This window comes from Janthinobacterium sp. 64, from assembly GCF_002813325.1.
In the GTDB taxonomy this organism is placed as follows: domain Bacteria; phylum Pseudomonadota; class Gammaproteobacteria; order Burkholderiales; family Burkholderiaceae_D; genus Janthinobacterium.
Window position 1 is genome coordinate 4,383,928 of sequence record NZ_PHUG01000001.1, and the last position, 22,723, is coordinate 4,406,650.

Below are 22,723 nucleotides of genomic sequence, written 5' to 3' on the forward strand. Positions count from 1 at the left end.
CACAATGGCCGCTGGTCCACCGACAAGGAGCGTTCCATGACTGCCACCGATTTGCAATCGAGCAATACCCTGCGTACCGCCGACGGCACCCTGATCTACTACAAGGACTGGGGCAGCGGCCCGCCCGTCGTCTTCAGCCATGGCTGGCCGCTGTCGTCCGATGCCTGGGAAGACCAGATGTTTTATCTGGCTGCGCGCGGCTACCGCGTCATCGCGCACGACCGGCGCGGCCATGGCCGTTCCAGCCAGCCCTTCGACGGCAACGACATGGATACCTATGCCGATGACCTGGCCGCGCTGATTGAAGCGCTGGACTTGACGGGTGCCACCCTGGTCGGCCACTCGACGGGCGGCGGCGAAGTGGCGCGCTACATCGGCCGCCATGGCACCGGGCGCCTGGCGGGCGCCGTGCTGGTGGGCGCCGTGCCGCCGCTGATGCTGCAAACCACTGAAAATCCGCTGGGCTTGCCGCTGTCCGCGTTTGACGCCATCCGTGCCGGCGTGCAGGCCGACCGCAGCCAGTTCTTCCGCGACTTGAGTGTGCCCTTCTATGGCTACAACCGGCCCGATGCGAAGCCCTCGCAAGGCGTGCGCGACGGTTTCTGGCGGCAAGGCATGCAGGCGGGCATGCCGGCATCCTATCTGTGCATCAAGCAGTTTTCCGAGACGGATTTCACAAGCGACCTGGCCAGCTTCGACGTGCCGACCCTGGTGATCCATGGCGACGATGACCAGATCGTGCCGATTGCCGCGTCGGCGCGGCGCACTGCCGAGCTCATCATCGGCAGCAAGCTGCTCGTGTATGCGGGCGCGCCGCACGGCCTGGCGACGACGCACAAGGATAGGCTGAACGAGGACTTGCTGGAATTTTTGCGCCACTCGGTCGATGCGGCAAGCAATATCGGGGCGCACCTGTAAAACGGTCACATCTATTGCAAAACACATAAGATTGCTTGTTTTTTGCACCAATTGCGTGCGGATCGCCGATTTTTCTGCGTTGTAGATAGCAAAAAACGGCGTTCTGCCGCCTGTGTCCACCCGGTAAGGTCCAGTAAAGAGTAAACTAGCAGATACACTCTTTCGCATTGGGCGATTCGAGCGAACTTGTGAGTGATTTCATGTCTGATACACCAATTTCCTTATTTTCCGACCTTAACCTGAGCGAGCCGCTGATTCGCGCGCTCAAGGATGTCGGTTACGAAACACCGTCGCCTATCCAGGCGGCCACGATTCCATTATTGCTCGCGAACCGCGACGTGCTGGGCCAGGCGCAAACAGGCACGGGTAAGACCGCCGCCTTCGCCTTGCCTATCCTGTCGCGCATCGATCTGAAACAAAGCTCACCCCAAGCCCTGGTCCTGGCACCGACGCGCGAACTGGCCATCCAGGTCGCCGAAGCGTTCCAGGTGTACGCCGCCCACATTCCCGGCTTCCACGTGTTGCCGATCTACGGCGGCCAAAGCTACGGCCCGCAGCTGTCGGCCCTGCGCCGCGGCGTGCACGTCATCGTCGGCACCCCAGGCCGCGTCATCGATCACCTGGACAAGGGTTCGCTCGACCTGTCCAAGCTGAAAACGCTGGTACTCGATGAAGCCGATGAAATGCTGCGCATGGGCTTTATCGACGATGTCGAACGCATCTTGAAAGAAACGCCGGACGGCCATCAAACGGCCCTGTTCTCGGCCACCATGCCTTCCGTCATCAAGCGCATCGCCACGACCTACCTGGTGAACCCGGCCGAAGTGACGGTTGCCGCCAAGACGGGCACGGCCGACAACATCCGCCAGCGCTACTGGCTGGTATCGGGCATGCACAAGCTCGACGCGCTGACCCGCATCCTGGAAGCGGAAGCGTTTGACGGCATGATCATCTTTGCCCGCACCAAGCTGGGTACGGAAGAGCTGGCCGGCAAGCTGCAAGCGCGTGGCTTCTCGGCTGCCGCCATCAATGGCGACATCCAGCAAGCGCAGCGCGAGCGCACGATTCAGCAGTTGAAAGACGGCAAGATCGACATCCTCGTGGCAACCGACGTGGCCGCCCGCGGCCTGGACGTCGAGCGCATCAGCCACGTCGTCAACTACGACGTGCCGCACGATCCGGAAAGCTATACCCACCGTATCGGCCGCACGGGCCGCGCCGGCCGCAGCGGCGAAGCGATCCTGTTCATCACCCCGCGTGAAAAGAACTTGTTGAAAGCCATCGAACGTTCGACCCGCCAGCCGATCGGCATGCTGGAACTGCCAACGATCCAGGCCGTCAACGACGTGCGTATCGCCAAGTTCAAGGAACAGATCAGCGAAACCCTGGCCTTGGGCGAACTGGAACAGTTCCAGTCGCTGATCGAAGATTTCGAACGCGAGCAAAATATTCCCGCCATCGAAATCGCCGCCGCCCTGGCGAAGATGGCACGTGGCAATACGCCGCTGCTGCTGGACAAAAACAAGGCGCGCGAGCAAGCCACGTGGCAAGACGACCGTCCTGCACGCCAAGACCGTTTTGAGCGCAATGACCGCTTTGACCGCCCTGAGCGCAATGACCGCTTCGAGCGCAGCGAGCGTGGCGAACGTCCGGCCTTCCCGAAAAAGGAACGTATTTCCCGTCCTGCCGACGCCGGCATGCAGACTTTCCGTATTGAAGTCGGTCATCAGCATGGCGTGAAACCGGGCAATATCGTGGGCGCCATTGCCAACGAAGCGGGTATCGATTCGAAAAACATCGGCCGCATTGAAATCTATGACGACTACAGCGTCCTGGACTTGCCAGATACCATGCCGAAAGAATTGCTGGACCAGCTGAAATCCGTGTGGGTGGCAGGCCAGCAGTTGCGCATCAGCCGTGACGGCGACGCGCCGGACCTGGCGCCGCCAGCCGCGCCGCGCAAGCCGTTTGCCGCCAAGTCCGCGCCAGCGTTCAAGGATGCGCCAGCGGACGCGGGCGACGCAGCACCTGCGCCGCGCGCGCCGAAGAAGGAACGTCCACGCCCGGGCGTGACGGCCTACCGCATCGAAGTGGGCCGTGAGCACGCCGTAACGCCAAGCAACATCGTGGGCGCCATCGCCAACGAAGCGAACCTGGAAGCCAAGCATATCGGCCGCATCGATATCTTTGACAACTACAGCGTGTTGGACTTGCCTGAAGGCATGCCGCCGGAAATCCTCGACCACCTGAAATCGGTCGTCGTGTCGGGCCAGAAACTGCGCATCAGCCTCGATGACGGCACGACGGAGCGCAAACCTGCGCCAGCGCGTCCAAAGTCGCCACCGCGCAAGACTTACAAGTAAGCCATCCCTTCGCAGGTGCCTCCCCCGGCGCCTGTGTCGCGGATTGGAGACACATCCCCCACTGGCGCGTTCGCGCCAGTTTTTATTTTCCCTCAAGAAACGAATATTGTTGCCGCGTTATTGCTGGCGGCAGGCGTCGCCATGTGCTGGCCTTTATCGCAATGCCTGCGCGTCTTTTTGATCGGCGCAAGTACCATATTTATTGCCCGTGACATCAATGCATAATTTTTTATTAATTATTGCACCTGCACGCAATTTTAATTTTGCATTTCAATAAAATCAATCAAGTTGGGTCAAAGTAAATTCTAAAACATAAATGAATTGGCTTTTATTAAATTTTTTGACCAGCGTCACTGTCGCCGGGGCGATATATCGGTGGTGCTTGATGTGGTATATTGTTTTTATAATTTTGTTATGCTAGTTGAAAAAAATAGAGGAGCGACGATGCGGGTCAACACGCCTATCACGCAAAATGAATACGTATTAAATGAAGGCATGACGATTGTTTCCACCACGGATTTACAGGGAAACATCAATTACGCCAATCAGTATTTCATTGAGGTCAGCGGTTTTTCAGAAATGGAACTGCTGGGTGCGCCACAGAATATTCTGCGTCATCCCGATATGCCGGCCGAAGCGTTTGCCGACCTGTGGGATACCATCAAGACGGGCATGCCTTGGACCGGCATGGTCAAGAACCGCTGCAAGAATGGCGATTTTTATTGGGTCTTCGCCAATATCACGCCCGTCATTGAAAACGGCCGTCCGATCGGCTACATGTCCGTGCGTACCAAGCCCTCGCGTGAGCAGGTCAACGAGGCGGCAGCCCTGTATAAAAGTTTCAAGGACGGCAATACCGCGAACCTGGCGATCCGCAATGGCCGCGTCGTGCGCCAAGGCTGGGCCGCCAAGCTGGCCGAGTGGCGCAAATTGACCCTGTCGCAAGACCTGGCCTTCCATTGCATCGTCTTTGGCGTGGTGCTGGCCATCCTCGGCTGCGCCGTTTGGAATATCGACGGCGATACGAGCACGGCCACGCGTAGCTGGCTCAGCGGTGCCGCCGCCGCGGCCGTGGTGCTGATGCTGTATTTCTGGACCCATCTGCACAATTCGCTCGTTGCGCCGCTGGGCGACGCCATCACGATGGCGCGCAAGATGGCCGGTGGCGACTTGACGGGCGTCATCGACAAGGTGCGCGACGACGACATGGGCCAGTTGATGGCCGCCCTGCGCCAGACCAATATCAATCTGCACAGCATCATCGGCGACGTGCGCGCCAACTTCGAGGATATCCGCATCACCACGGCAGAGATCGCCACGGGCAATATGGACCTGTCCAGCCGCACGGAATCGCAGGCGTCCAGCCTGGAGCAGACGGCAGCGAGCATGGAAGAGCTGACGTCCACGGTGCAAAACAGCGCCGACCACGTGGACGCGGCCAATAAGCTGGCGGTGCAGGCGTCCACCGTTGCGTCCAAGGGCGGCACCATCGTCAGCGAAGTGGTCACCACGATGGATGAGATCAGCAGCTCGTCGCGCAAGATTCTGGACATTATCGGCCTGATCGACGGCATCGCTTTCCAGACGAATATCCTGGCCTTGAACGCGGCCGTGGAAGCGGCCCGCGCGGGCGAGCATGGCCGTGGCTTTGCCGTCGTGGCGGGCGAAGTGCGCAGCCTGGCACAGCGCTCGGCGACGGCGGCCAAGGAAGTCAAGCACCTGATCGACCATTCGATCGCCACCGTGAATGCGGGCAGCGTGCTGACCAGCAATGCGGGCGCCACCATGGCGGAAGTGATCGCCTCCGTGGCCCGCGTGACGGAAATGATGGACGAGATTTCTTCCACCACGCGCGAGCAGAACCAGGGCATCGGGCAAGTCAACCAGGCCGTCATCCACATGGATGGCATCACGCAGCAGAATGCGGCGCTGGTGGAGCAGGCGGCCGCGGCCGCCACCAACCTGGCGCGGCGCACCGAGAGCGTGGCCCAGTCGATCGGCATCTTCAAACTGAAGGCCTCGCCCAAGCGCAAGGCTGCAGGGGTGGGGCGCAGCGTGGGCGCGGGCATGGCGTCGCGCGCTTTGCTGAAGGCGCGCTAATTACCCCAACGGCGAAAGGCCGGGGTCCGTCACTGCGTGACCGGAATGCTTCCCATTGGGAGCATTCCCCCCAGTTTGCTTTTGGGGTACTCTTACTTCTTCACCCGATACACTTCCCCGCTGCGCACTTTCTTCACCACCCCATCCCCGCCAAACAGAATCACATACTCTCCCTGCGCGCCCGAGGCCGTCGGGTAGGTGTACATCCACACTTCATTGCCGCTGTCGAAACGGATGGACGTGCTCTCGCCCAGCGCGGCGCGCAACTGGTCGCGCGTGCTGCTGCCCGGCTGCACCGTCTGTTCCAGGGTGGCGTAAGGCACGTTTTTGCTTGCCTGCAAGGCGCGCGTGCCCGAGCACCCGGCCAGCAGCGCCAGCGCGAAGACCAGCCACTTCATGGCGCCACCTCGTCCATATACGTAAATTCCAGCAGGGTATCGTCGGGCCAGTTGCTGTCCCACAGGGGCGCGTAATACGTGCGGTCAAGCAAGACCTGGCAATCGCAGTAGGGCAGCGAGGCGGGCGTTTGCTCGCCGCCCGCGTACAGCATGGTAAACGGTAGCGCAACCCTGCGTTCGCCATGCACGAGGGTCACGCCGAACAGGGGGCGGTCCGTGAAAAACAAATAATTGCCGTCCGGCTCGGAACACACTTTATCAGTGCTGTAGAGCATGCTGGACAGCCAGGCGATGATTTGCGGGTCGTTCGAAATCAGGCCCGAATCCATGCCGGCGCGGCATTCCAGGCGCAGGTCGCCCAGGCGCCGCGTGCCGGGCGGCAAGCCGGGCGTGATCACTTGCGCGCGCCAGCTCATGCTGGAAGCCTTGCGGTTGGCGATCAGCACGGCATCCTCGCGCGCGGCTTGCGCGTTGCGCACGGGGGCAAAGCTGTTGTCCTCGGCCAGGGGCAGCGGGATGCTGACGGTGTCGCCGGCGATGCGCAGCTGCACGCCCGTCATGTCCACGCCGGGCTGGCGCGGCAGCAAGCGAAAGCGCAGCACCGCTTGCGGCGCCAGCGCATGGTCGCGCTCGAAGCGGTCCACGCCCTGCAGCATCTTGCGGTAGGATTTATCCACGGGGTCGCGCGTGGCATCGACCTTGACTTGCGGCACGGGCGCGGTTTGCGCCAGGGCGACCGGGCCATGGAGCAGGCAGGCAAGCAGCAGGGAGAGAGGAATACGCATGGCTTGATGCTACGCCTTTTTGCGCGGCAGCCACGCACGCGTGAGTGTCTCAGTATTCGCTGTATTTGCGCGCGTCGCCGCGCACCTGCTGCGCCGGATACTTCTGTGCGTTCAGTTCCATCTTTTCCAGCACGGCAGCATGCAGGTCGACGCCGCTCTTGTCGGCCAGGCGCACCAGATACATCAGCACGTCGGCCAGCTCGTGGCGGATGCCCGTGCGCTTGGCATCGTCGAGTTCGGCGTCCGCGCCCGTCGGCAGCCACTGGTAGTGCTCGACCAGTTCCGCCACTTCCACGGACAGGGCCATGGCCAGGTTTTTCGGCGTGTGGAATTGGTCCCAGTCGCGTTCGTCGGCAAAGGCGCGCAGGCGCGCGCGGATGTCGAGCAGGCTGTCGGCAGGCGCGCTCATGCCGCTACCTGCAGCGTTTTTTTCATGAAGGCCGGCACATCGGCTTGCTGCGGTGATTCCAGGCGGATGGTCATGGGGAGGTCGAATGAATGGGACTTCCCCCATGGTATCACTGAGGCCGCGCCAGGCGCAGCGTCAAACCGATGGGCGACATCACAAAACCCATCAGTTCCTGCGCCTCGCCGCCATCGGGCGTATCGACGCCGGCGATGTCGAAGCTGCCCAGCAGCATGGCCATGGCGATCTTGATTTCCAACAAGGCCAGGTAGCGGCCCGGGCAGGTGCGCAAGCCGGCGCCGAAGGGCATGGCGGCGCGCTTGTTGTTCGCCTCGCCGCCTTCCAGCCAGCGTTCGGGCTGGAACGCTTGCGCGTCGGGGAAGTGCGCATCGGACACGCTGTCGTGGCGCATCACGCACCACAGCATGCTGCCGGCCGGCACGGCCACGTCGCCCACCACCGTGTCACGCAGCGCTTCGAGCGGAATGTAGGGCGCCACCGGTTTCAAGCGCATGGCCTCGCTGGCGCAGGCGCCCAGGTAGTCGAGGCTATCCATTTGCGCCACGCTGAACTGCGCCACGTCGGGCGCCAGGCGCCGCACTTCCTCGCGCGCCCGCGCCAGGCATTTTGGATTGCATTGCAGCAAGTACATCATCCAGGACAGCGTGTTGGCCGTCGTGTCTTCGCCGGCCAGCAGCATGGTCAGCACATTGCCGGCCACGGCGCGGTCGTTCACGCCGCTGTCGGCTTCGTCGGCGGCAGCGATCATGGCTTCGAGCAGATTGGGCGGATGTGCGCGGCGCGCGGGGTCCAGCGCCAGGCGCGTGCGCGCCTGCTGCACCAGGTCGGCCACGGCGGCGGAAAGGGCCGCCACGTCGCGGTCCAGCCGGCGGTCGACGGGCAGCTTGACATAGCGCCAGTACGGCAGCATCGACAGGCTGCGCCGCGCCACGGCCGGCAGAATGGCGTCCAGGTGGCGCTGGATCACGTCTTCGCCCGATTCGAGCGTATTGACTTGCGTGCCGAAGGCCAGGCCGGCGATGATGTCGACCGTGTAGCGTTTCAGGTCGCCGTCCAGATCGATCGCCTGGCCTTGCGTGGCGGCATGCTGCCAGCGCCGCTGCAAGCGCTGCGCCACCGTCACCAGTTTCGGAAAATATGCCTTGATGGCGCCCGGCGCCATGCCGGCCATCACCATGCGGCGCTGGTTGCGCCACTCGCTGCCCTCGGCCAGGAACAGGCCGGGGATGCCGCCCATTTCCACTGAAATCGTGTAGCTGCTGAGAGGGCGGCGGAAGCCGTCCGGGCGGTCGCGCAGCACGGCGGACACCGCTTCACTGTCGGCCACCACCAGCACCAGGGTACGGCCAAACCAGGCGCGCATGAAGGGACCATAGCGGCGTACCCAGCCTTCCACGTCGCGGTGGATGCGCGGCAGTCTCACTTGCAGTGCGTTGCCGATGATGGGCAAGGCGAATGGTCCCGGCAACTGGCGGATCTGGCGCAGGGCAGGGGTGGTGGCGGGCGCAGGTGTGGTGACGTGGTCGAGTGGCGGCATGGCAAGCTCCTGTTGTCGTGGAACGATGGCCTGACTGTAGCGCGCTTGCGCACGCGCGTCTTGAACGAATACGACAGCGCGCGCGGCGCCAAAAATTGCCGGTACAATCGTCGCCATGCCTGCCGCCCCATCGCCCCTGACCCGTTTGATCGCGCCGCGCACCGCGCTCGCTTCCTGCGTGCGCGCCTTCCTCGTGCGCGACACCACGCATTGCGCGCCGCTGCCGCCCGCGCAGCGCCTGAACCGCTTTCCCGCCACGCCCATGTGCTGCCTGCTGTGGACGGTCGCGGGCGATGTCGAGGCGGCCGCGCCCGCTCCCGACCTGCTGCACGTGCGCATGCCGCCCGCTCTGTTCAGCGGGCCGCGCGGCTATCCGCTGGTCAGCTACAACCCCGGTCCCGTGCACTCGTTCATGGTGATGCTGTATCCGGCCGCTCTGCATGCGCTGACGGGAATCGACATGGCGGCCCTGTTCGACCAGGTGCGCCCGCTGGCACCGCTGTTCGACGCGGACTGGCTGGCCTTGTCCGACGCCGTGTTGGCCGCGCCCGACGATGCAGCGCGCGTCAGGCTGGTGGAGGATTTTCTCGCGCCGCGCTGGGCGCTGGCGCGCAAGGGCGGCGACCATCCGGCCGGCGCCATCCAGGACTGGGTGCGCCGCCTGGGCGTGCAGGCGGCCTCGACGGGCCTGGCCAGCAGCGCGCGCAATATCGAGCGCCGCATCAAGGCCTGGGCCGGCCAGCCCATGCGCACCCTGCGCCGCATGCGCCGCGCGGAACAGTCGTTTCTCGACGCGCGAGAAGCCATGCTGCAAGGCAATGCTTCCTGGACCGATATCGCCGCCGAGGGCGGCTACGCCGACCAGGCCCACCTGTGCCGCGAAGTGCGCGCCATCACGGGCCTGAGTCCCACGGAACTGGCGCGCGCCAGCCGCGAGGATGAAAGTTATTGGGTCTACAGGATTTGGGCGTAATCCGGCCGGTGGTGATGCCGGATTACCGCTCGCTGTACACCTTGCCCTTGGACAGGGTCACTTCATGATGGCCCGCGCCCGGCGCCATCATGGGGAAGCAGTTTTCCCCGCCATGCACGCGCACGTCGAGGAAGTAGGGGCCGCTCGATGCCAGGCAGGCCGCCAGCGCCGCGTCGAGTTCCTCGCGCCGGCTTACCGTCTGCGCCTGCCAGCCAAACGCGCGCGCCAGGGCGACGAAGTCGGGCAGCGCTTCCGTGTAGCTGTGGCTGTAGCGCTCGCCGTGGTGCAGTTCCTGCCACTGGCGCACCATGCCCATGTAGCCATTGTTCGACAGCACCACTTTCACGGGCAAACGGTGCTGCACGGCCGTCGCCAGTTCCTGGATATTCATCAAAATCGACGCGTCGCCGCTGACGCACACGACGCATTTTCCCGGATGGGCGATCTGCGCGCCGATGGCGGCCGGCAAGCCATAACCCATGGTGCCGGCGCCGCCCGAGGTGAGCCAGCGGCGCGGCTGCTCGAAGCGCAAGTGCTGCGCGGCCCACATCTGGTGCTGGCCCACGTCCGTGGAAACGATGGCGTCCTTGCCATCGAGCGCCGCCTGCAAGCGGCGCATCAGCGCCTGCGGTGCGATCACGTCCGGCGTGTCGTCGAACGCCAGCGAGTCCTGCGCGCGCCAGCCATCGATGCGCTGCCACCACGGCTGGCGGTCGGCCAGCAAGCGGCCGCGCAGCTGCGCCAGCAGGGCGGTGAGCACGGGCGCGCAATCGCCGCGCAGGGCCACGTCGGCGCGCACGACCTTGCCGATCGACGCCGGGTCGATATCGACGTGGATGATTTTCGCGCCAGGACAGAAAGCGTCGAGGCGGCCCGTCACCCGGTCGTCGAAGCGGGCGCCCACGCAGACGATCAAATCCGCATGGTGCATGGCCAGGTTCGCTTCCAGCGTGCCGTGCATGCCCAGCATGCCGAGGAAGGCAGGGTGCGAGGCGGGAAAGGCGCCCAGGCCCAGCAGGGTCAGGGTGCACGGTGCGGCCGCCAGTTTCACTAATTGTTGAAACGCGGCGCAGGCATCGAGGCCGGAATTGATGAGGCCCCCGCCGCCATAGAACACGGGCTGGCGCGCGCCTGCGATCAGGCTGGCGGCCCGTTCCAGGTCAGTGCTGTCGGGCAGGGGGACGGCCACTGCGGCGGCGGATGGCGGCGGCGTGTTGGCCGCAACGGGCGCCAGCTGCATATCCTTGGGAAAATCGATCAGCACGGGACCGGGCCGCCCCTGCGTGGCTTGCGCGTACGCTTCGTGCACGACGGCCGCCGTTTCCTCGGCCGCGCGGATTTGCCGGTTCCACTTGGTGACGGGGCGCGAGATGCCCAGCGCGTCGCATTCCTGGAAAGCGTTGGTGCCGATGCTGGTGGTGGCCACCTGGCCGCTGATGCAGATGAGGGGAATCGAATCGCACAGGGCGTCGAGCAAGCCCGTGGTGGTATTGCTCATGCCGGGGCCGGAGGTGACGAAGACGACGCCGGGCCGGCCCGTGCTGCGCGCATACCCTTCTGCTGCGTGCACGGCCGCCTGTTCGTGGCGCACCAGCACGTGGCGCAAGCGGGGCTGCGCATGCAGCGCGTCGTACAGGGGCAGCACGGCGCCACCCGGGTAGCCGAAGACGGTGTCGACACCGAGCGCCAGCAGGGTGTCGATCAGGGTGCTGGCGCCGTTGCGCGGCGCAAGATCGGGGGCGGGAGCGAGGAGGGGAGCGGGATCGGGTTTCATGTGTCTATTTTCTGCTTGCCCCGGCAGAAAAGGCTGCTGGTTTTCTCGTATAGAATGCAGATTTCAGCAAAATTTGCTGTGAAATAAGGATATGACAGAATGAAGCTCGATAAATTCGACCTCGCCATCCTGACGGCCCTGCAGCAGGACGCCCGCATCAGCCTGCATGACCTGAGCGCCAAGGTGGGCCTGACTTCGTCGCCATGCTGGGCGCGCATCAAGCGCATGGAAGACGATGGCGTCATCGAGGGTTACACGGTGAACGTCAACGCGGCCAAGGTGGGGCTGGCCGACACCGTCATCGTGCAAGTCACCTTGGACGACCATTCCGACCAGGCCCTGTTCGAATTCGGCCACGCGCTGGCCATGATCCCGGAAGTGCTGGAAGCGTTCCTTGTCTCGGGCGATTACGATTACTACCTGCGCATTGCGGTGAGCGACACGCGCGACTATGAACGGCTGCTGCGCGAGCGTTTATACAAAATTCCCGGTATCCGCCACAGCAAATCGAGTTTTGTCTTGCGCCAGCTCAAACAGAGTTACTTGCCACTGCAACGATAAATTTGCCTGCACGGCGGGAGTTTTTCCCTAGCCCATCCCCGGTGGCTGTCCGATACTGGACAGACATAAAAATCACTATAAAACGGGGATACGCATGAAACTGACTTTATTCGCCGCCGCGGCCATGGCGCTGTGCCAGGCGCAAGCTGCCGACCTTGCCGCTGACGCCAGCGCGATCATCGCCGGCGACTTGCCCACCGTCATCATCACGGGCAGCATGCCGCTGCCCACCGTGGAGCAGGCGAGCGACACGTTCGCCGCGCCCGTGCAGACGGCCAGCGCGCAGCAGATCGCGCGCAGCGGCGCGCTGGACTTATCCGCTTTTCTGCGCCGCAACCTGGGCAGCGTGGTCGTGAACGAAGTGCAGAACAATCCGTTTCAGCCCGACGTCAGCTATCGCGGCTATACGGCCTCGCCGCTGCTGGGCACGCCGCAAGGACTCTCTGTGTATCTCGACGGCATGCGATTGAACCAGCCGTTTGGCGACGTCGTCAGCTGGGACTTGATACCGCGCATGGCCATCGCTTCGCTGACCCTGATGCCCGGCGCGAACCCCCTGTTCGGCTTGAACACCTTGGGTGGCGCGCTGGCCCTGCAGACCAAGGATGGCAAGAGCAACCCCGGCACCGCCATCGAGGCGCGCCTGGGCTCCGATCAACGGCGCGGCATCGAGTTCGAGCATGGCGGCAGCAATGCGCAGGGCTGGCACTGGTACGTGACGGGCAACCGTTTCAAGGAGGACGGCTGGCGCGACGATTCCCCTTCCGACGTGCGCCAGCTGTTTGGCAAACTGGGCTGGAGCGATGCGCGCACGGACATTGCCGCCACCTTGGCCCACGCGGACAATGCGCTGACGGGCAACGGCTTGCAGGAGCAGCGTTTGCTGGCGCGCGACTACCGCAGCGTCTACACCAAGCCCGACTTGACGCAAAACAGGTCGACCCTGCTGAACCTGACGGGCAAGCACCAGGCCAGCGAGGCCTTGCTCTTGTCCGGCAATGTCTACTACCGCAAGATCGACACGCACACCTTCAATGGCGACCTGAACGACGAGTCGTTCGACCAATCCGTCTACCAGCCCGGCGCGGCCGAGCGGGCGGCCCTGACGGCGGCCGGCTACACGGGTTTTCCCGCCAGCGGGGCGAATGCAGGCAATACGCCGTTTCCGAAATGGCGCTGCATAGCCAACGTGCTGCTGAACGATGAACCGGCTGAAAAATGCAATGGCATGCTCAACCGCAGCCATACCGAGCAGGAAAACTATGGATTTTCGGGCCAGTTCACCGCTCTGGCCGACGTGGCGGGAGCGCGCCATGCCGTCACGGCCGGCGCCGCCTTTGATGCGAGCCACGCCACGTTTCGCCAGACCAGCCAGTTCGGCTACCTGAACCCGGACCGCAGCATCACGCCCGTCGCATTCTTTGCCGACGGCACGCAAATCGATGACGATGGCACGCCAGTGGACAACCGCGTCGACTTGAGCGGGCGCATGCGCACCTGGAGCGTGTATGCGAGCGACAGCATCGCGTTCAGTCGTGACCTGACTCTGACTGTTTCCGGCCGCTACAACCGCAGCACGGTGCGCAACCGCGACGCCATCACGCCCGGTGGCGGCAGCGGTTCGCTCGATGGCGACCACCGTTTCAGCCGCTTCAACCCCGCCATCGGCCTGGCCTATGCGCCAGCCGGAGGGGCCAGTGCTTACCTTGGCTACAACGAAGGCAGCCGCACGCCGACGGCCATCGAACTCGGTTGCGCCGACCCGGACAACCCGTGCCGCCTGCCCAACGCCATGGCCGGCGACCCGCCATTAAAACAGGTGGTGACGAAGACGTGGGAAGCGGGCGTGCGCGGCAAGCTTGGCCAGATGGCACGCTGGAGCGCGGGCCTGTTCCGCGCGGAAAACCACGACGATATACTGTTCGTCGCCGACAACCAGGCCGGTTTTGGCTACTTCAAGAATTTCGGCAAGACGCGCCACCAGGGCGCCGAATTGGCGCTGGACGGCAAGGCCGGTGCGCTGGACTTCGGCGTCAACTACACGTGGCTGCAGGCGACGTATCAAAGCCGCGAAGTGGTCAACGGCAGCGCCAACAGCAGCAGCGATGCGGACGCGCCCGGCCTGGAAGGCAATATCGTCATCACGCCGGGCAAGCGCATTCCTTTGACACCAAGCCATATTTTCAAAGCGCACGTGGATTACGAGGGCGGGCGCGACTGGACGGTAGGCCTGGCCATGACGGCCGTGTCCAGCGCGTATGCGCGCGGCAATGAAAACAACCAGCACCAGGCGGGCGGGGCGTCGTATCTGGGGTCGGGCAAGAGCGGTGGCTATGCCGTGGTGGAACTGAATGGGAAATATCAGCTGACGCCGCAGCTGAGCATATTTGCCCAGGTGAATAACCTGTTCGACCGCAAATATGCGACGGCGGCCCAGCTGGGCGCCACGGCTTTCGACGCCAACGGCAATTTCGCCGCCCGGCCGCTGCCCGCCGTGAACGGCGAGTATCCGATGGTCAACGCGACCTTTTATGCGGCCGGCGCGCCGCGCAGCGTGAACGTGGGCCTGCGCTATGTATTTAATTAGGTTTTCTTGACACTCAAGATGCCTGACAAAACCGTAGCGAGCGGATGGGATTTGTGGCTAAGAAGCGCAACCGTACTCTAGTACGGTGAGCATCGCAGGCCGCAAAGCGCGCCGCGCAGTAGGTTTGGTCAGGCATTCGGCTGAACGTGTTCGATGACGCCGTTGCGCAAGGCCAGGTGCACCAAAGCGGCGGGGCCGGGCACGTCGAGCTTTTCCTTGATGCAGGTCTGGTGGTTGGCCACCGTCTTGCTGCTCACGTGCAGCAGGCGGGCGCAGTCGGCGGCGCTGCGGCCTTCGGCCAGCAGGCGGAAGATTTCGAATTCGCGCTGGCTCAGGCTGCTCAAGCGCTGCACTTCCATGCTGGCCGTGCCTTGCAGCACGCCGGGTGCGCTGTGCGGATCGAGGTAGCGCCGGCCCGCGTGGGCGGCGCGCACGGCGTCGACCAGGTGTTCCGGGTCGGCCTGCTTGCTGACGAAGCCGCAGGCGCCGCCGTCAAACGCGCGCGCGATCAGCTGCGGCGTGTCGTGCATGGTAAACACCAGCACGCGGGCAGCGGCGTCGCGCGCGAGCAGCTTGCGCAGCAATTCCAGGCCGCCGATGCCGGGCATGGACAAATCCGTGACACACACGTCGGGCGCGTGCTCCAGGTGCAAGCCATACGCCGTTTCGCCATTGCCCGCCTCGGCCACGACGGTGATGTCGCCGCCCTGTTCCAGCAGGCGCCGGTAGCCCGTGCGCACCACCGGGTGGTCGTCCACCAGCATCACGCGGATCGGCCGCAGGGCGCTGTGCATGGCGTTCATGCCGCGCACCGGGCCGCCAGGGCCACTTCGATGCGCAAGCCGTTGCCCAGCGCACTGATCCAGCGGATATGGCCGCGCAGGCCGGCGACTCTTTCGCGCATGCCCAACATGCCGAAGCCGGGATCCTGCTGCCTGTCCTGGCACAAACCCTGGCCATTGTCTTCGATGGCCAGGTGCAGCAAGCCGTGCGCATCGGCGCGCAATTCCACGGTGGCCCGGTCGGCGCCCGCGTGGCGCGCCACGTTCGTCAAGCCTTCCTGCACCAGGCGGTAGATGGCCGTGGCGATGCCGTCGTCAAGGTCGGCGGGGATGGCATGCGGCGCGAAATGGCAAGCGATGCCGTGCTGCTGGGCCCAGCTGTCGCACAGTGTTTGCAGGGCCGCTTCCAGGCCCAGGCTGTCGAGCACGGGCGGGCGCAGCCGGCGCAGCATGCTGCGCACCATCGCATGCAGCGTTTCCGCGGAGCGGGCGATGCTGGCGGCGCAGGCTTGCACGTTCGCCTGGTCGGTGGCACCTGCGCGCAGGATGTAGCTGGCGGCGGCGCGGATGGCCGTGCAATCTTGTCCCACCTCATCGTGCAGCTCGCGCGCCAGCGCGCAGCGTTCCTCTTCCTGCGCGCGCAGCAGGCGCTGCGTGAGCGCGCGGTTTTGCGCCAGCAGCAGCGCCACCTGGCGTTCGCGCCGTACGGCAAAGCCGGCCAGCGCCAGCACCAGCAGCAGCAGGCTCAGGGCCAATTCATCGAGTTGCCAGTGCTCCTGGCGCCAGAGGACGCGCGTCAGCCGTTCGGCCAGGTCCAGCCTGGCGGCCAGCAGGAAAAAAGCCAGCGCCAGCGCGCAGCACACGATGCTGCGCCAGGCCGGCCGCTTGCCTGAGCGGCCGCTGCCGGCCAGTTGGTAGTGTTCCATGATGCTGCTCCCTGAGCACGGTCGATCCCCTTGTTGTGCAAGCTTCATGCCATCGGTGCAAGGGCAGCAGGGGCCGATCAGGCTGGGCAGAGAGGGCAGGCAGTGTTCCAGGATGGAACAGGTGTACCGCGATGTGACGGTGAGGACGACGCGGCAAGCGCGGTTTTCGAGCTTATCTGAAGTCGGGCCGGTCCGTTGGCGCGCACGTCAGGCGCGCGATGCATTGTTGTTCAAATGTAACGTTGAGATTCCTCAAGCTTTCATAGATAAAACAAAACAAAGTTTCGCGGAGTTAGATAAAAAATAAATAAATGATATTAAAAATATGATATTTATTTTATGCGATTTGCTATATTTGTTGACACTTTTGTGAAAAAGCTAAAAGCGGGCGCCAGACCTGCCGACCTATCTATCCACAACAATCAAGGGAATAGAATGAATCGTTCATCACATGCGCGGGTATCGCCCGCCACCGTCAATCCGCCCGCTATCCGCGGTCGTTCAACCGCCTTTGCCGCGCTGGCCACCTTGTCCGTGCTGGCCTCGGCGCCGGCCATGGCCGGTGTCCTGACCTTCGACAATTTGCCCCCCGACGTGTATGAAAGCGGCCAGACGCTCAATACGTCGAGCTACAACCTGCTGTTCCTGGCCGACCCGACCACGGCGGCCGGCGGCGGCGTCAGCGGCGTGGGCGCCATCCTCGATGGCCGGGTGGACTCGTCGTGCGATATCGCCGCCTGCCCGCAGGGCGCCACCGGCAATTACCTGGCCATCCTCAACGATGGCGGCGTGAATTTCTCGCGCGCCGACCACCGCGCATTCACCCTGGCCGGTTTCGACTATTCCTTCATCGCCCCCGTCTCCGGCTTGCCGAACATGCAGTGGGGCCAGCTGCAGCTGAGCGGCACCCTCAGCAACGGCCAGGTGATCAGCACTTCGTGGGCGTTTCCCGGCCAGGGCAACGATGGCAATTACTATTTCCAGAGCGCTTCCCTGCTGAGCGGCTTTGGCAACTACGCGTTTACGGGCCTGACCTTCAACGCGTGCATTTTCAATGACACGGGCGCGTGCAGCAATTCCCTCGATTTCCCCGCCTTTAACCAGGGCCAGTTCGCGCTCGACAATATCAATATCAGCGCCGTGCCGGAACCGTCGACCTACATGCTGATGCTGGCCGGCCTGGGCACCATCGGCATGCTGTCGCGCCGCCGCAGCGGCAAGTTCGCCGCTGTCACCGTGCAAGGAGCGTGAGATGAAACTACGTCCCGTTTCGCTCGGTATCCTCCTGCTGGCCGCCAGCCTGGCGCAAGCGGCGCAGGCGCAGGAACGCCGCTCCTACATCGTGCAACTGGTCGACAAGCCGGCCGCCACCTACACGGGCCAGGTCGCCGGCCTGGCCGCCACCAAGCCGGCCCCGGGGGCACGCATCAACGTGGGCGCCGCCGATGTGCAGGCCTACCTGAGCTACCTCGACACCAAACAGGCCGCCGTGGCCGGCACCGTCAGCGCGGCGCAAATCACGCACCAGTACAGCGTCGTCTTCAACGGCTTTTCCGCCCTGCTGACGGACGATGAAGTGCGGGCCCTGAAGAAAAACAGCGGCGTGGCCAGCATCAGCGCCGACTCCATCCTGCAGCTCGACACCAGCTACACACCCAGCTTCCTGGGCCTGGACAAGCCGGGCGGGATCTGGGAGCAGCTGGGCGGCAAGGCGCACGCCGGTGAAGACATCATCATCGGCATCGTCGACAGCGGCATCTGGCCCGAGAACACGGCCTTTGCCGACCGCCTCGACGAGAACGGCGTGCCCAGCCACAGCGGCAACAACGTCGTGTACGGCGCGCCACCGGCCAACTGGCAGGGCACGTGCCAGACGGGCGAGGGATTTTCCGCCGAAAATTGCAACAACAAGCTGATCGGCGCGCGCTACTACCGCGCCGCCACATCGGCCCTGCACTGGACGGAATTTCTGTCGCCGCGCGATTCCGTCGCCGGGCTGACGGGGCACGGCGGCCATGGCACGCACACGGCGTCCACGGCTGGCGGCAACAATGGCGCCCTGGCTACATCGAACGGCGCCTCGCTGGGCAAGGCGTCGGGCATGGCGCCGCGCGCGCGCATCGCCGCCTATAAAGTGTGCTGGACGGCCGCCTCGACGGGCCGCAACGGCTGCGCCACGGCCGACAGCGTGGCCGCCATCGACCAGGCGGTCAAGGATGGCGTCAACGTCATCAACTTCTCCATCGGCCCGAACGCGGGCGGCGGCGCCTTCGACGAACCGACGGAAGTGGCCTTCCTCGGCGCGGCGGCGGCCGGCGTGTTCGTCGCTACGTCGGGCGGCAACTCCGGCCCGGCCACGCCCGCACCCGATGTGCCGGCGCCCGTGTCGCACATCAGCCCGTGGCTGGCAACGGTCGCCAATTCAACCCATAACCGCCTGTATGCGGCCAACGCCATCCTCAGCAATGGCACGAAACTGGAAGGCGCATCGAGCAATGCGAATACGCCGGCGCTGCCGCTGATCCAGTCGCGCGACGCGGGCCTGGCCGGCGTGCTGCCGACGGACCTCAATTTGCTGCGCTGCTTCGGCGGGGCCGATGCCACCTCGGCGTATCTCGATCCGGCGAAAGTGGCGGGCAAAATACTCGTGTGCGACCGTGGCGGCAACGTGCTGGTCAACAAGAGCGCGAATGCCAAAACGGCGGGCGCGGCGGGCGTGATCATCGCCAACGTGGCCGGCGGCGCCAACACCATCATCAACCAGGCGCACGCGCTGTCGACCGTGCACCTGGCGCAGGCTCAGGGCGACGCGCTGAAGGCTTTCATGGCCGCAAACCCCGATGGCACGGCGGCGCTGGGTGAAATCCATACGATCCCCGACACCACGGTGCAGGCGCCGATCGTCAGCGACCGTTCCTCGCGCGGGCCGAACGTGGCCAACGCGAACATCCTGAAACCCGACCTGTCGGCGCCCGGCACCAACGTGCTGGCCGGCGTGACGGCCGACCTGACCCCGGCGCAGCGCGATGCCGTGGCGGCCGGTGGCGTGGCACCGTCGGCGGAATGGGATTTCTATTCCGGCACCTCGATGGCCAGCCCGCACGTGGCCGGCGTGGCGGCGCTGCTCAAGCAGCAGCACCCGGACTGGTCGCCCGCGGCCATCAAGTCGGCGCTGATGACGACGGCCTTCAGCACGTATCCGGATGGCTTGAACGGTTCCGTGTCGTGGGATGCCACGGCAAAGACCTCGGGCCAGCTGCCGTGGGGCCAGGGTGCCGGCCACATCGCGCCGAACAGCGCGGCCGATCCGGGCCTCGTGTACGATATGTCGGAAATCGACTATGCGCGCTTCCTGTGCGGCCTGAACCTGAAGGTCTACACGGCCGCCACGTGCCAGGCCATCGGCACCATCCCGGCCTATAACCTGAACCTGGCGTCGCTGACGGCGGCCAACGTGCTGGGCACGCAAGTGCTGACGCGCACGGTGACCAACGTGGGCGCCGGCAGCGCCGTCTACAATGTCTCGGCCAGCCTGCCAGGCTATACGGTGGCGGTGACGCCAACGAGCCTGAGCCTGGCGCCGGGTGCCAGGGGCCAGTACCAGGTCAGGCTGACGCGCACCACGGCGCCGGCCAATACCTGGACCTACGGCGCCCTGAGCTGGACGGATGGCACGCATACGGTGCGCAGCCCGCTGACGGCGCGCGGCACCGCGCTGGCCGCCATTCCACTGGTCAGCAGCGAAGCGGCCACGGGCAGCAAGGTGCTGACCCTGGGCACGGGCTTCACGGGCGCGCTGGTGGGCGTCAAGTCGGGTCTCGTCGAAGCCGTGCGCGAGACGCGCACGGTAGGCCAGGCCAACAACAGCACGGCTTCGGCCAGCTGCAAGGCTGGCGGCGCCACGGGCGTGAACGTGCACAGCGTGGTGATACCGGCCGGCACCCTGGCGGCGCGCTTTGCCACCTACGATTCGGAAACGACGGGCGGCGCGAATACCGACATGGACATGGAGGTCTACAACGCCGCCAATGTGCTGGTCGGCAGCAGCGGCAATGAAAGTTCCAATGAGCAGGTGGAACTGCGCCTGCCCGCCGCCGGCACCTACAAGGTGTGCGTGATCGGCTTTGCGCCGCAAAACGGCCAGGCCGACTACAGCTTGTCGTCGTGGGTGCTGGCGCCGGGCCTGTCGAATGGCGGCTTCAAGGCGCTGATGCCGGGCACGGCCTACACGGGCGGCACGGCAACCGTCTCGCTGAGCTGGTCCAACCTGGCCGAAGGCAAGCGCCACCTGGGCGCCGTCGGCTACCAGGTGGGCGGCGTGGTGCAGGGCGTGACGGTGGTCGAGGTCAATACCAATGATCCCGTGCCGCTGTTCCAGAACGCGCGCGGCGCCAGGCCGGTGCTGGCTGACTAAACCGTTCTTTGCGTGAATGCAAGGCGTGCCTCCGGGCACGCTTTTTTTATTCAGGCCCCCCCCGTTCGGGAGGAATAGCACTTGCATGGCGGTAAAGCCAACGGTATCTTGTCGGATAGCCATGGCTTTGTGGCCTGGCATTCTTGGGGAGTCGCGCGTGACCAGTTTCCGCACCAATACCGACCGCCTGCTGGAAGTGCGCCTGCAGGATGAAAAAGTGCTGGCGATTGCCGGCGCCATGGTCGCCTATACGGGCGCCATCAAATTTGAAAAATCCTTGCTGGGCGGCGAGGGCATCTTCGGCGCGCTCAAGCGCAAGGTGACGAACGAAGGCATGCAGCTGATGCAGGCTGCAGGCAGCGGCACGGTGTTTTTCGCGCAGAATGCGGCCGAGATCACCGTCATGGCGCTGGCCGGCGAAAAGCTGACCATTGAAAGCAGCAGCCTGCTGGCCTATGACACGGGCCTGAAGACGGGCACCAGCTTTGCCGGCTTGCGCGGCGCCAGCTCGGGCCAGGGCCTGTTTTCCACCACCGTCGAAGGCCACGGCAACCTGGCCGTCATTTCGCGCGGCAACCTGATCATGCTGGAAGTGACGCCGGCGCACCCGCTGCGCGTGGACCCGGACGCCTTCGTCGGCTTCAAGGGCGATATCCGCCAGGAATTCGTTTTTGATGTCAACTGGCGCACGATGATCGGCCAGAGCTCGGGCGAATCGTACCAGCACAAATTCACAGGCCAGGGCGTGGTGTTCATCCAGCCCGCCGAACGTTAAGTCAGCGAGGACCCGCGATGCCTGTCTATCAGCAGATCAATGAAAAGATGCTTGAGGTCAAACTCGGCAATGAAGAAGTGTTCGCCCGCAAGGGCGCCATGGTGTCTTACCAGGGCGACGTGGCGTTCAGCCGCTCCTTCCTGGCCGGCCAGGGCGTGCAAAGCCTGGCCATGCGCGCCGTCACGAACGAAGGCTACGCCATGATGTCGGCGCGTGGCACGGGCAGCGTGTTTTACGCCCAGGGCGGCCTGTTCGTCACCATCGTCCCCGTGCGCGGCGAAACTTTTTATGTGGAAAGCGATTCCCTGCTGGCCTTCGATGCGCGCCTGACGGCCGGCACCATGTTCCTTGGCAACCAGGGCGGCGTGCAGGGCGTGGTGCGCGGCATGGCTTCCGGCCAGGGGCTGTTCACCACCACCTTGCAAGGCACGGGCGAAGTGGCGATTTTGTCGGATGGTAACGCCATCGGCTTGCCCGTCACGCCGGACGTACCCGTGTTTGTCGACCCGCAAGCGTATATCGGCCACACGGGGCAGCTGAGCTCGACCATCGTCACGGACTTGAACTGGAAAACCTTCGTCGGCCAGGCGTCCGGCGAATCGTACCAGGTGAAGTTTACGGGCCAGGGCACGGTCTACATCCAAGCGAGCGAAAGGTAAGCCATGACGATTTACAATCCCGATACCTTGCCGAAGAACGATAACCTGAACCGTTTTTCGTATGTCATCGACGTCAAGGAACAGATCTTCATTCGCAAGGGCAAGATGATCGCCTTCTATGGCGAGCTGCGCTTCGAAGCCATGGGCAGCAGCGTGCTCGACCTGATCGTGCGCAATGCCTTCAATGCGCCCAAGTACGTGCACCATTTTGTCGTGGCGCAAGGCCAGGGCCAATTGATCCTGGGTGACAACGGCAACGACCTGGCGTGCTACGACCTGGACAACGCCAACATGACCATCCGCGCGAAAAACCTGCTGGGTTTTACCAAGGATGTGATTTGCCAGGAATCGACCTTGCCCGGTTATCTGACCATGATCGGCACGGGTAAAGTGATCGCCTCGTCGAACGGTCCCGTGCATTTCCTGGAACTGCCGTGCCGCGTGGACGAGCAGGCCGTGCTGGGCTGGGCCGATTGCCCCAGTCCCTCGTATCACTACGATTACGCCCACGTGCAGGGCTGGGCCTCGGCCGCCGGCGCGCTCACGGGTTTTAGCCTGTCGGGCGAGGAAAAGCAGATCGACTTCACGGGCGCCGGCACGGTGCTGGTGCAGTCGTCCGAGCTGGACGTGACGGGCAGCTCGGCCTTGGCCAACCTGCTGGCGCAATTGCCGCTGCTGGGCAAGGAAGACCTGGGGACCTTGAGCTTGTCCGTGCAGCAGCAGATGAAGCAGGAGCGTTAAGTT

Annotated in this window: 18 protein-coding genes; 11 read left to right on the plus strand and 7 right to left on the minus strand. The window is 64.3% G+C overall.

Translation table 11 applies throughout. The features are described 5' to 3' along the window. Positions 1-36 precede the first annotated feature (36 nt). The 3 genes from CLU91_RS19295 (at position 37) to CLU91_RS19305 (ending at position 5,381) form a co-directional block, all read left to right on the plus strand. Positions 37-918, plus strand: coding sequence for an alpha/beta fold hydrolase (locus CLU91_RS19295; RefSeq protein WP_100875433.1), 882 nt, complete (start codon positions 37-39; stop codon positions 916-918). A 200-nt stretch (positions 919-1,118) separates the two neighbouring features. Further along, entirely contained in the window at positions 1,119-3,281 is a 2,163-nt protein-coding gene (locus CLU91_RS19300; protein ID WP_100876809.1) for a DEAD/DEAH box helicase, read from the plus strand. 444 nt (positions 3,282-3,725) lie between these two features. Then, positions 3,726-5,381 (plus strand): methyl-accepting chemotaxis protein, encoded by a 1,656-nt coding sequence (locus tag CLU91_RS19305; protein WP_100875434.1) that lies wholly within the window; start codon positions 3,726-3,728, stop codon positions 5,379-5,381. A 92-nt stretch (positions 5,382-5,473) separates the two neighbouring features. On the opposite strand, the gene bamE is transcribed toward CLU91_RS19305, so the two are convergent. The 4 genes from bamE to CLU91_RS19325 all read right to left on the minus strand — a co-directional run bounded on the left by bamE (position 5,474) and on the right by CLU91_RS19325 (position 8,528). After that, the gene (bamE, locus tag CLU91_RS19310; RefSeq protein ID WP_100875435.1) at positions 5,474-5,779 is read right to left on the minus strand and encodes an outer membrane protein assembly factor BamE domain-containing protein; all 306 of its coding nucleotides are present in this window, start codon (positions 5,777-5,779) and stop codon (positions 5,474-5,476) included. Continuing rightward, positions 5,776-6,564, minus strand: coding sequence for a hypothetical protein (locus tag CLU91_RS19315; protein ID WP_100875436.1), 789 nt, complete (start codon positions 6,562-6,564; stop codon positions 5,776-5,778). Before CLU91_RS19315 ends, bamE begins: the two co-directional genes overlap by 4 nt. A gap of 49 nt (positions 6,565-6,613) precedes the next feature. Beyond that, positions 6,614-6,973, minus strand: a complete 360-nt coding sequence (locus CLU91_RS19320) for a nucleotide pyrophosphohydrolase (RefSeq protein WP_100875437.1) — start codon at positions 6,971-6,973, stop codon at positions 6,614-6,616. Positions 6,974-7,082: 109 nt separating this feature from the next. Next, positions 7,083-8,528: a cytochrome P450 gene (locus CLU91_RS19325; protein ID WP_100876810.1), complete on the minus strand. Its 1,446-nt coding sequence runs from the start codon at positions 8,526-8,528 to the stop codon at positions 7,083-7,085. A gap of 115 nt (positions 8,529-8,643) precedes the next feature. Here CLU91_RS19325 and CLU91_RS19330 point away from each other — a divergent pair, with 115 nt between their 5' ends. Next, complete coding sequence (locus CLU91_RS19330; RefSeq protein ID WP_232730801.1) at positions 8,644-9,501, plus strand: helix-turn-helix domain-containing protein; 858 nt, start codon at positions 8,644-8,646, stop codon at positions 9,499-9,501. A 22-nt stretch (positions 9,502-9,523) separates the two neighbouring features. On the opposite strand, the gene ilvB is transcribed toward CLU91_RS19330, so the two are convergent. After that, complete coding sequence (gene ilvB / locus CLU91_RS19335; protein ID WP_100875438.1) at positions 9,524-11,275, minus strand: biosynthetic-type acetolactate synthase large subunit; 1,752 nt, start codon at positions 11,273-11,275, stop codon at positions 9,524-9,526. 99 nt (positions 11,276-11,374) lie between these two features. Here ilvB and CLU91_RS19340 point away from each other — a divergent pair, with 99 nt between their 5' ends. Continuing rightward, positions 11,375-11,836, plus strand: coding sequence for an Lrp/AsnC family transcriptional regulator (locus CLU91_RS19340; protein WP_070217690.1), 462 nt, complete (start codon positions 11,375-11,377; stop codon positions 11,834-11,836). A 94-nt stretch (positions 11,837-11,930) separates the two neighbouring features. Then, complete coding sequence (locus CLU91_RS19345) at positions 11,931-14,423, plus strand: TonB-dependent receptor (RefSeq protein WP_100875439.1); 2,493 nt, start codon at positions 11,931-11,933, stop codon at positions 14,421-14,423. 128 nt (positions 14,424-14,551) lie between these two features. On the opposite strand, the gene CLU91_RS19350 is transcribed toward CLU91_RS19345, so the two are convergent. Next, positions 14,552-15,226: a response regulator gene (locus tag CLU91_RS19350; protein WP_232730802.1), complete on the minus strand. Its 675-nt coding sequence runs from the start codon at positions 15,224-15,226 to the stop codon at positions 14,552-14,554. Further along, positions 15,223-16,131 carry a histidine kinase gene (locus CLU91_RS19355; RefSeq protein WP_157814737.1) on the minus strand — a complete coding sequence of 303 codons (909 nt, stop codon included), beginning with the start codon at positions 16,129-16,131 and terminating at the stop codon, positions 15,223-15,225. Before CLU91_RS19355 ends, CLU91_RS19350 begins: the two co-directional genes overlap by 4 nt. A 435-nt stretch (positions 16,132-16,566) precedes the next feature. On the opposite strand from CLU91_RS19355, the gene CLU91_RS28280 reads away from it, so the two are divergent. The 5 genes from CLU91_RS28280 (at position 16,567) to CLU91_RS19380 (ending at position 22,720) form a co-directional block, all read left to right on the plus strand. Further along, positions 16,567-17,382, plus strand: a complete 816-nt coding sequence (locus CLU91_RS28280; RefSeq protein WP_198521365.1) for an NF038120 family PEP-CTERM protein — start codon at positions 16,567-16,569, stop codon at positions 17,380-17,382. A 1-nt stretch (position 17,383) separates the two neighbouring features. Next, on the plus strand, positions 17,384-20,545 hold the full coding sequence (locus CLU91_RS19365) for a S8 family serine peptidase (protein WP_100875441.1): 3,162 nt from the start codon (positions 17,384-17,386) through the stop codon (positions 20,543-20,545). A 121-nt stretch (positions 20,546-20,666) separates the two neighbouring features. Continuing rightward, positions 20,667-21,320, plus strand: a complete 654-nt coding sequence (locus CLU91_RS19370) for an AIM24 family protein (RefSeq protein ID WP_100875442.1) — start codon at positions 20,667-20,669, stop codon at positions 21,318-21,320. 17 nt (positions 21,321-21,337) lie between these two features. Further along, positions 21,338-21,979 (plus strand): AIM24 family protein, encoded by a 642-nt coding sequence (locus tag CLU91_RS19375; protein WP_099389936.1) that lies wholly within the window; start codon positions 21,338-21,340, stop codon positions 21,977-21,979. 3 nt (positions 21,980-21,982) lie between these two features. Further along, positions 21,983-22,720, plus strand: a complete 738-nt coding sequence (locus CLU91_RS19380) for an AIM24 family protein (protein ID WP_100875443.1) — start codon at positions 21,983-21,985, stop codon at positions 22,718-22,720. Positions 22,721-22,723: the final 3 nt, after the last annotated feature.

Excerpts from the sequence above, each read along its gene's own strand:
- CLU91_RS19340 (WP_070217690.1), top strand. The coding sequence starts at position 11,375 with ATGAAGCTCGATAAATTCGACCTCGCCATCCTGACGGCCCTGCAGCAG.
- CLU91_RS19295 (WP_100875433.1), top strand. The coding sequence starts at position 37 with ATGACTGCCACCGATTTGCAATCGAGCAATACCCTGCGTACCGCCGAC.
- CLU91_RS19380 (WP_100875443.1), top strand. The coding sequence starts at position 21,983 with ATGACGATTTACAATCCCGATACCTTGCCGAAGAACGATAACCTGAAC.
- CLU91_RS19355 (WP_157814737.1), bottom strand. The coding sequence starts at position 16,131 with ATGGAACACTACCAACTGGCCGGCAGCGGCCGCTCAGGCAAGCGGCCG.
- CLU91_RS19320 (WP_100875437.1), bottom strand. The coding sequence starts at position 6,973 with ATGAGCGCGCCTGCCGACAGCCTGCTCGACATCCGCGCGCGCCTGCGC.
- bamE (WP_100875435.1), bottom strand. The coding sequence starts at position 5,779 with ATGAAGTGGCTGGTCTTCGCGCTGGCGCTGCTGGCCGGGTGCTCGGGC.
- CLU91_RS19330 (WP_232730801.1), top strand. The coding sequence starts at position 8,644 with ATGCCTGCCGCCCCATCGCCCCTGACCCGTTTGATCGCGCCGCGCACC.
- ilvB (WP_100875438.1), bottom strand. The coding sequence starts at position 11,275 with ATGAAACCCGATCCCGCTCCCCTCCTCGCTCCCGCCCCCGATCTTGCG.
- CLU91_RS19350 (WP_232730802.1), bottom strand. The coding sequence starts at position 15,226 with ATGAACGCCATGCACAGCGCCCTGCGGCCGATCCGCGTGATGCTGGTG.
- CLU91_RS19370 (WP_100875442.1), top strand. The coding sequence starts at position 20,667 with ATGGCTTTGTGGCCTGGCATTCTTGGGGAGTCGCGCGTGACCAGTTTC.
- CLU91_RS19365 (WP_100875441.1), top strand. The coding sequence starts at position 17,384 with ATGAAACTACGTCCCGTTTCGCTCGGTATCCTCCTGCTGGCCGCCAGC.
- CLU91_RS19305 (WP_100875434.1), top strand. The coding sequence starts at position 3,726 with ATGCGGGTCAACACGCCTATCACGCAAAATGAATACGTATTAAATGAA.
- CLU91_RS28280 (WP_198521365.1), top strand. The coding sequence starts at position 16,567 with ATGAATCGTTCATCACATGCGCGGGTATCGCCCGCCACCGTCAATCCG.
- CLU91_RS19375 (WP_099389936.1), top strand. The coding sequence starts at position 21,338 with ATGCCTGTCTATCAGCAGATCAATGAAAAGATGCTTGAGGTCAAACTC.
- CLU91_RS19300 (WP_100876809.1), top strand. The coding sequence starts at position 1,119 with ATGTCTGATACACCAATTTCCTTATTTTCCGACCTTAACCTGAGCGAG.
- CLU91_RS19345 (WP_100875439.1), top strand. The coding sequence starts at position 11,931 with ATGAAACTGACTTTATTCGCCGCCGCGGCCATGGCGCTGTGCCAGGCG.
- CLU91_RS19325 (WP_100876810.1), bottom strand. The coding sequence starts at position 8,528 with ATGCCGCCACTCGACCACGTCACCACACCTGCGCCCGCCACCACCCCT.
- CLU91_RS19315 (WP_100875436.1), bottom strand. The coding sequence starts at position 6,564 with ATGCGTATTCCTCTCTCCCTGCTGCTTGCCTGCCTGCTCCATGGCCCG.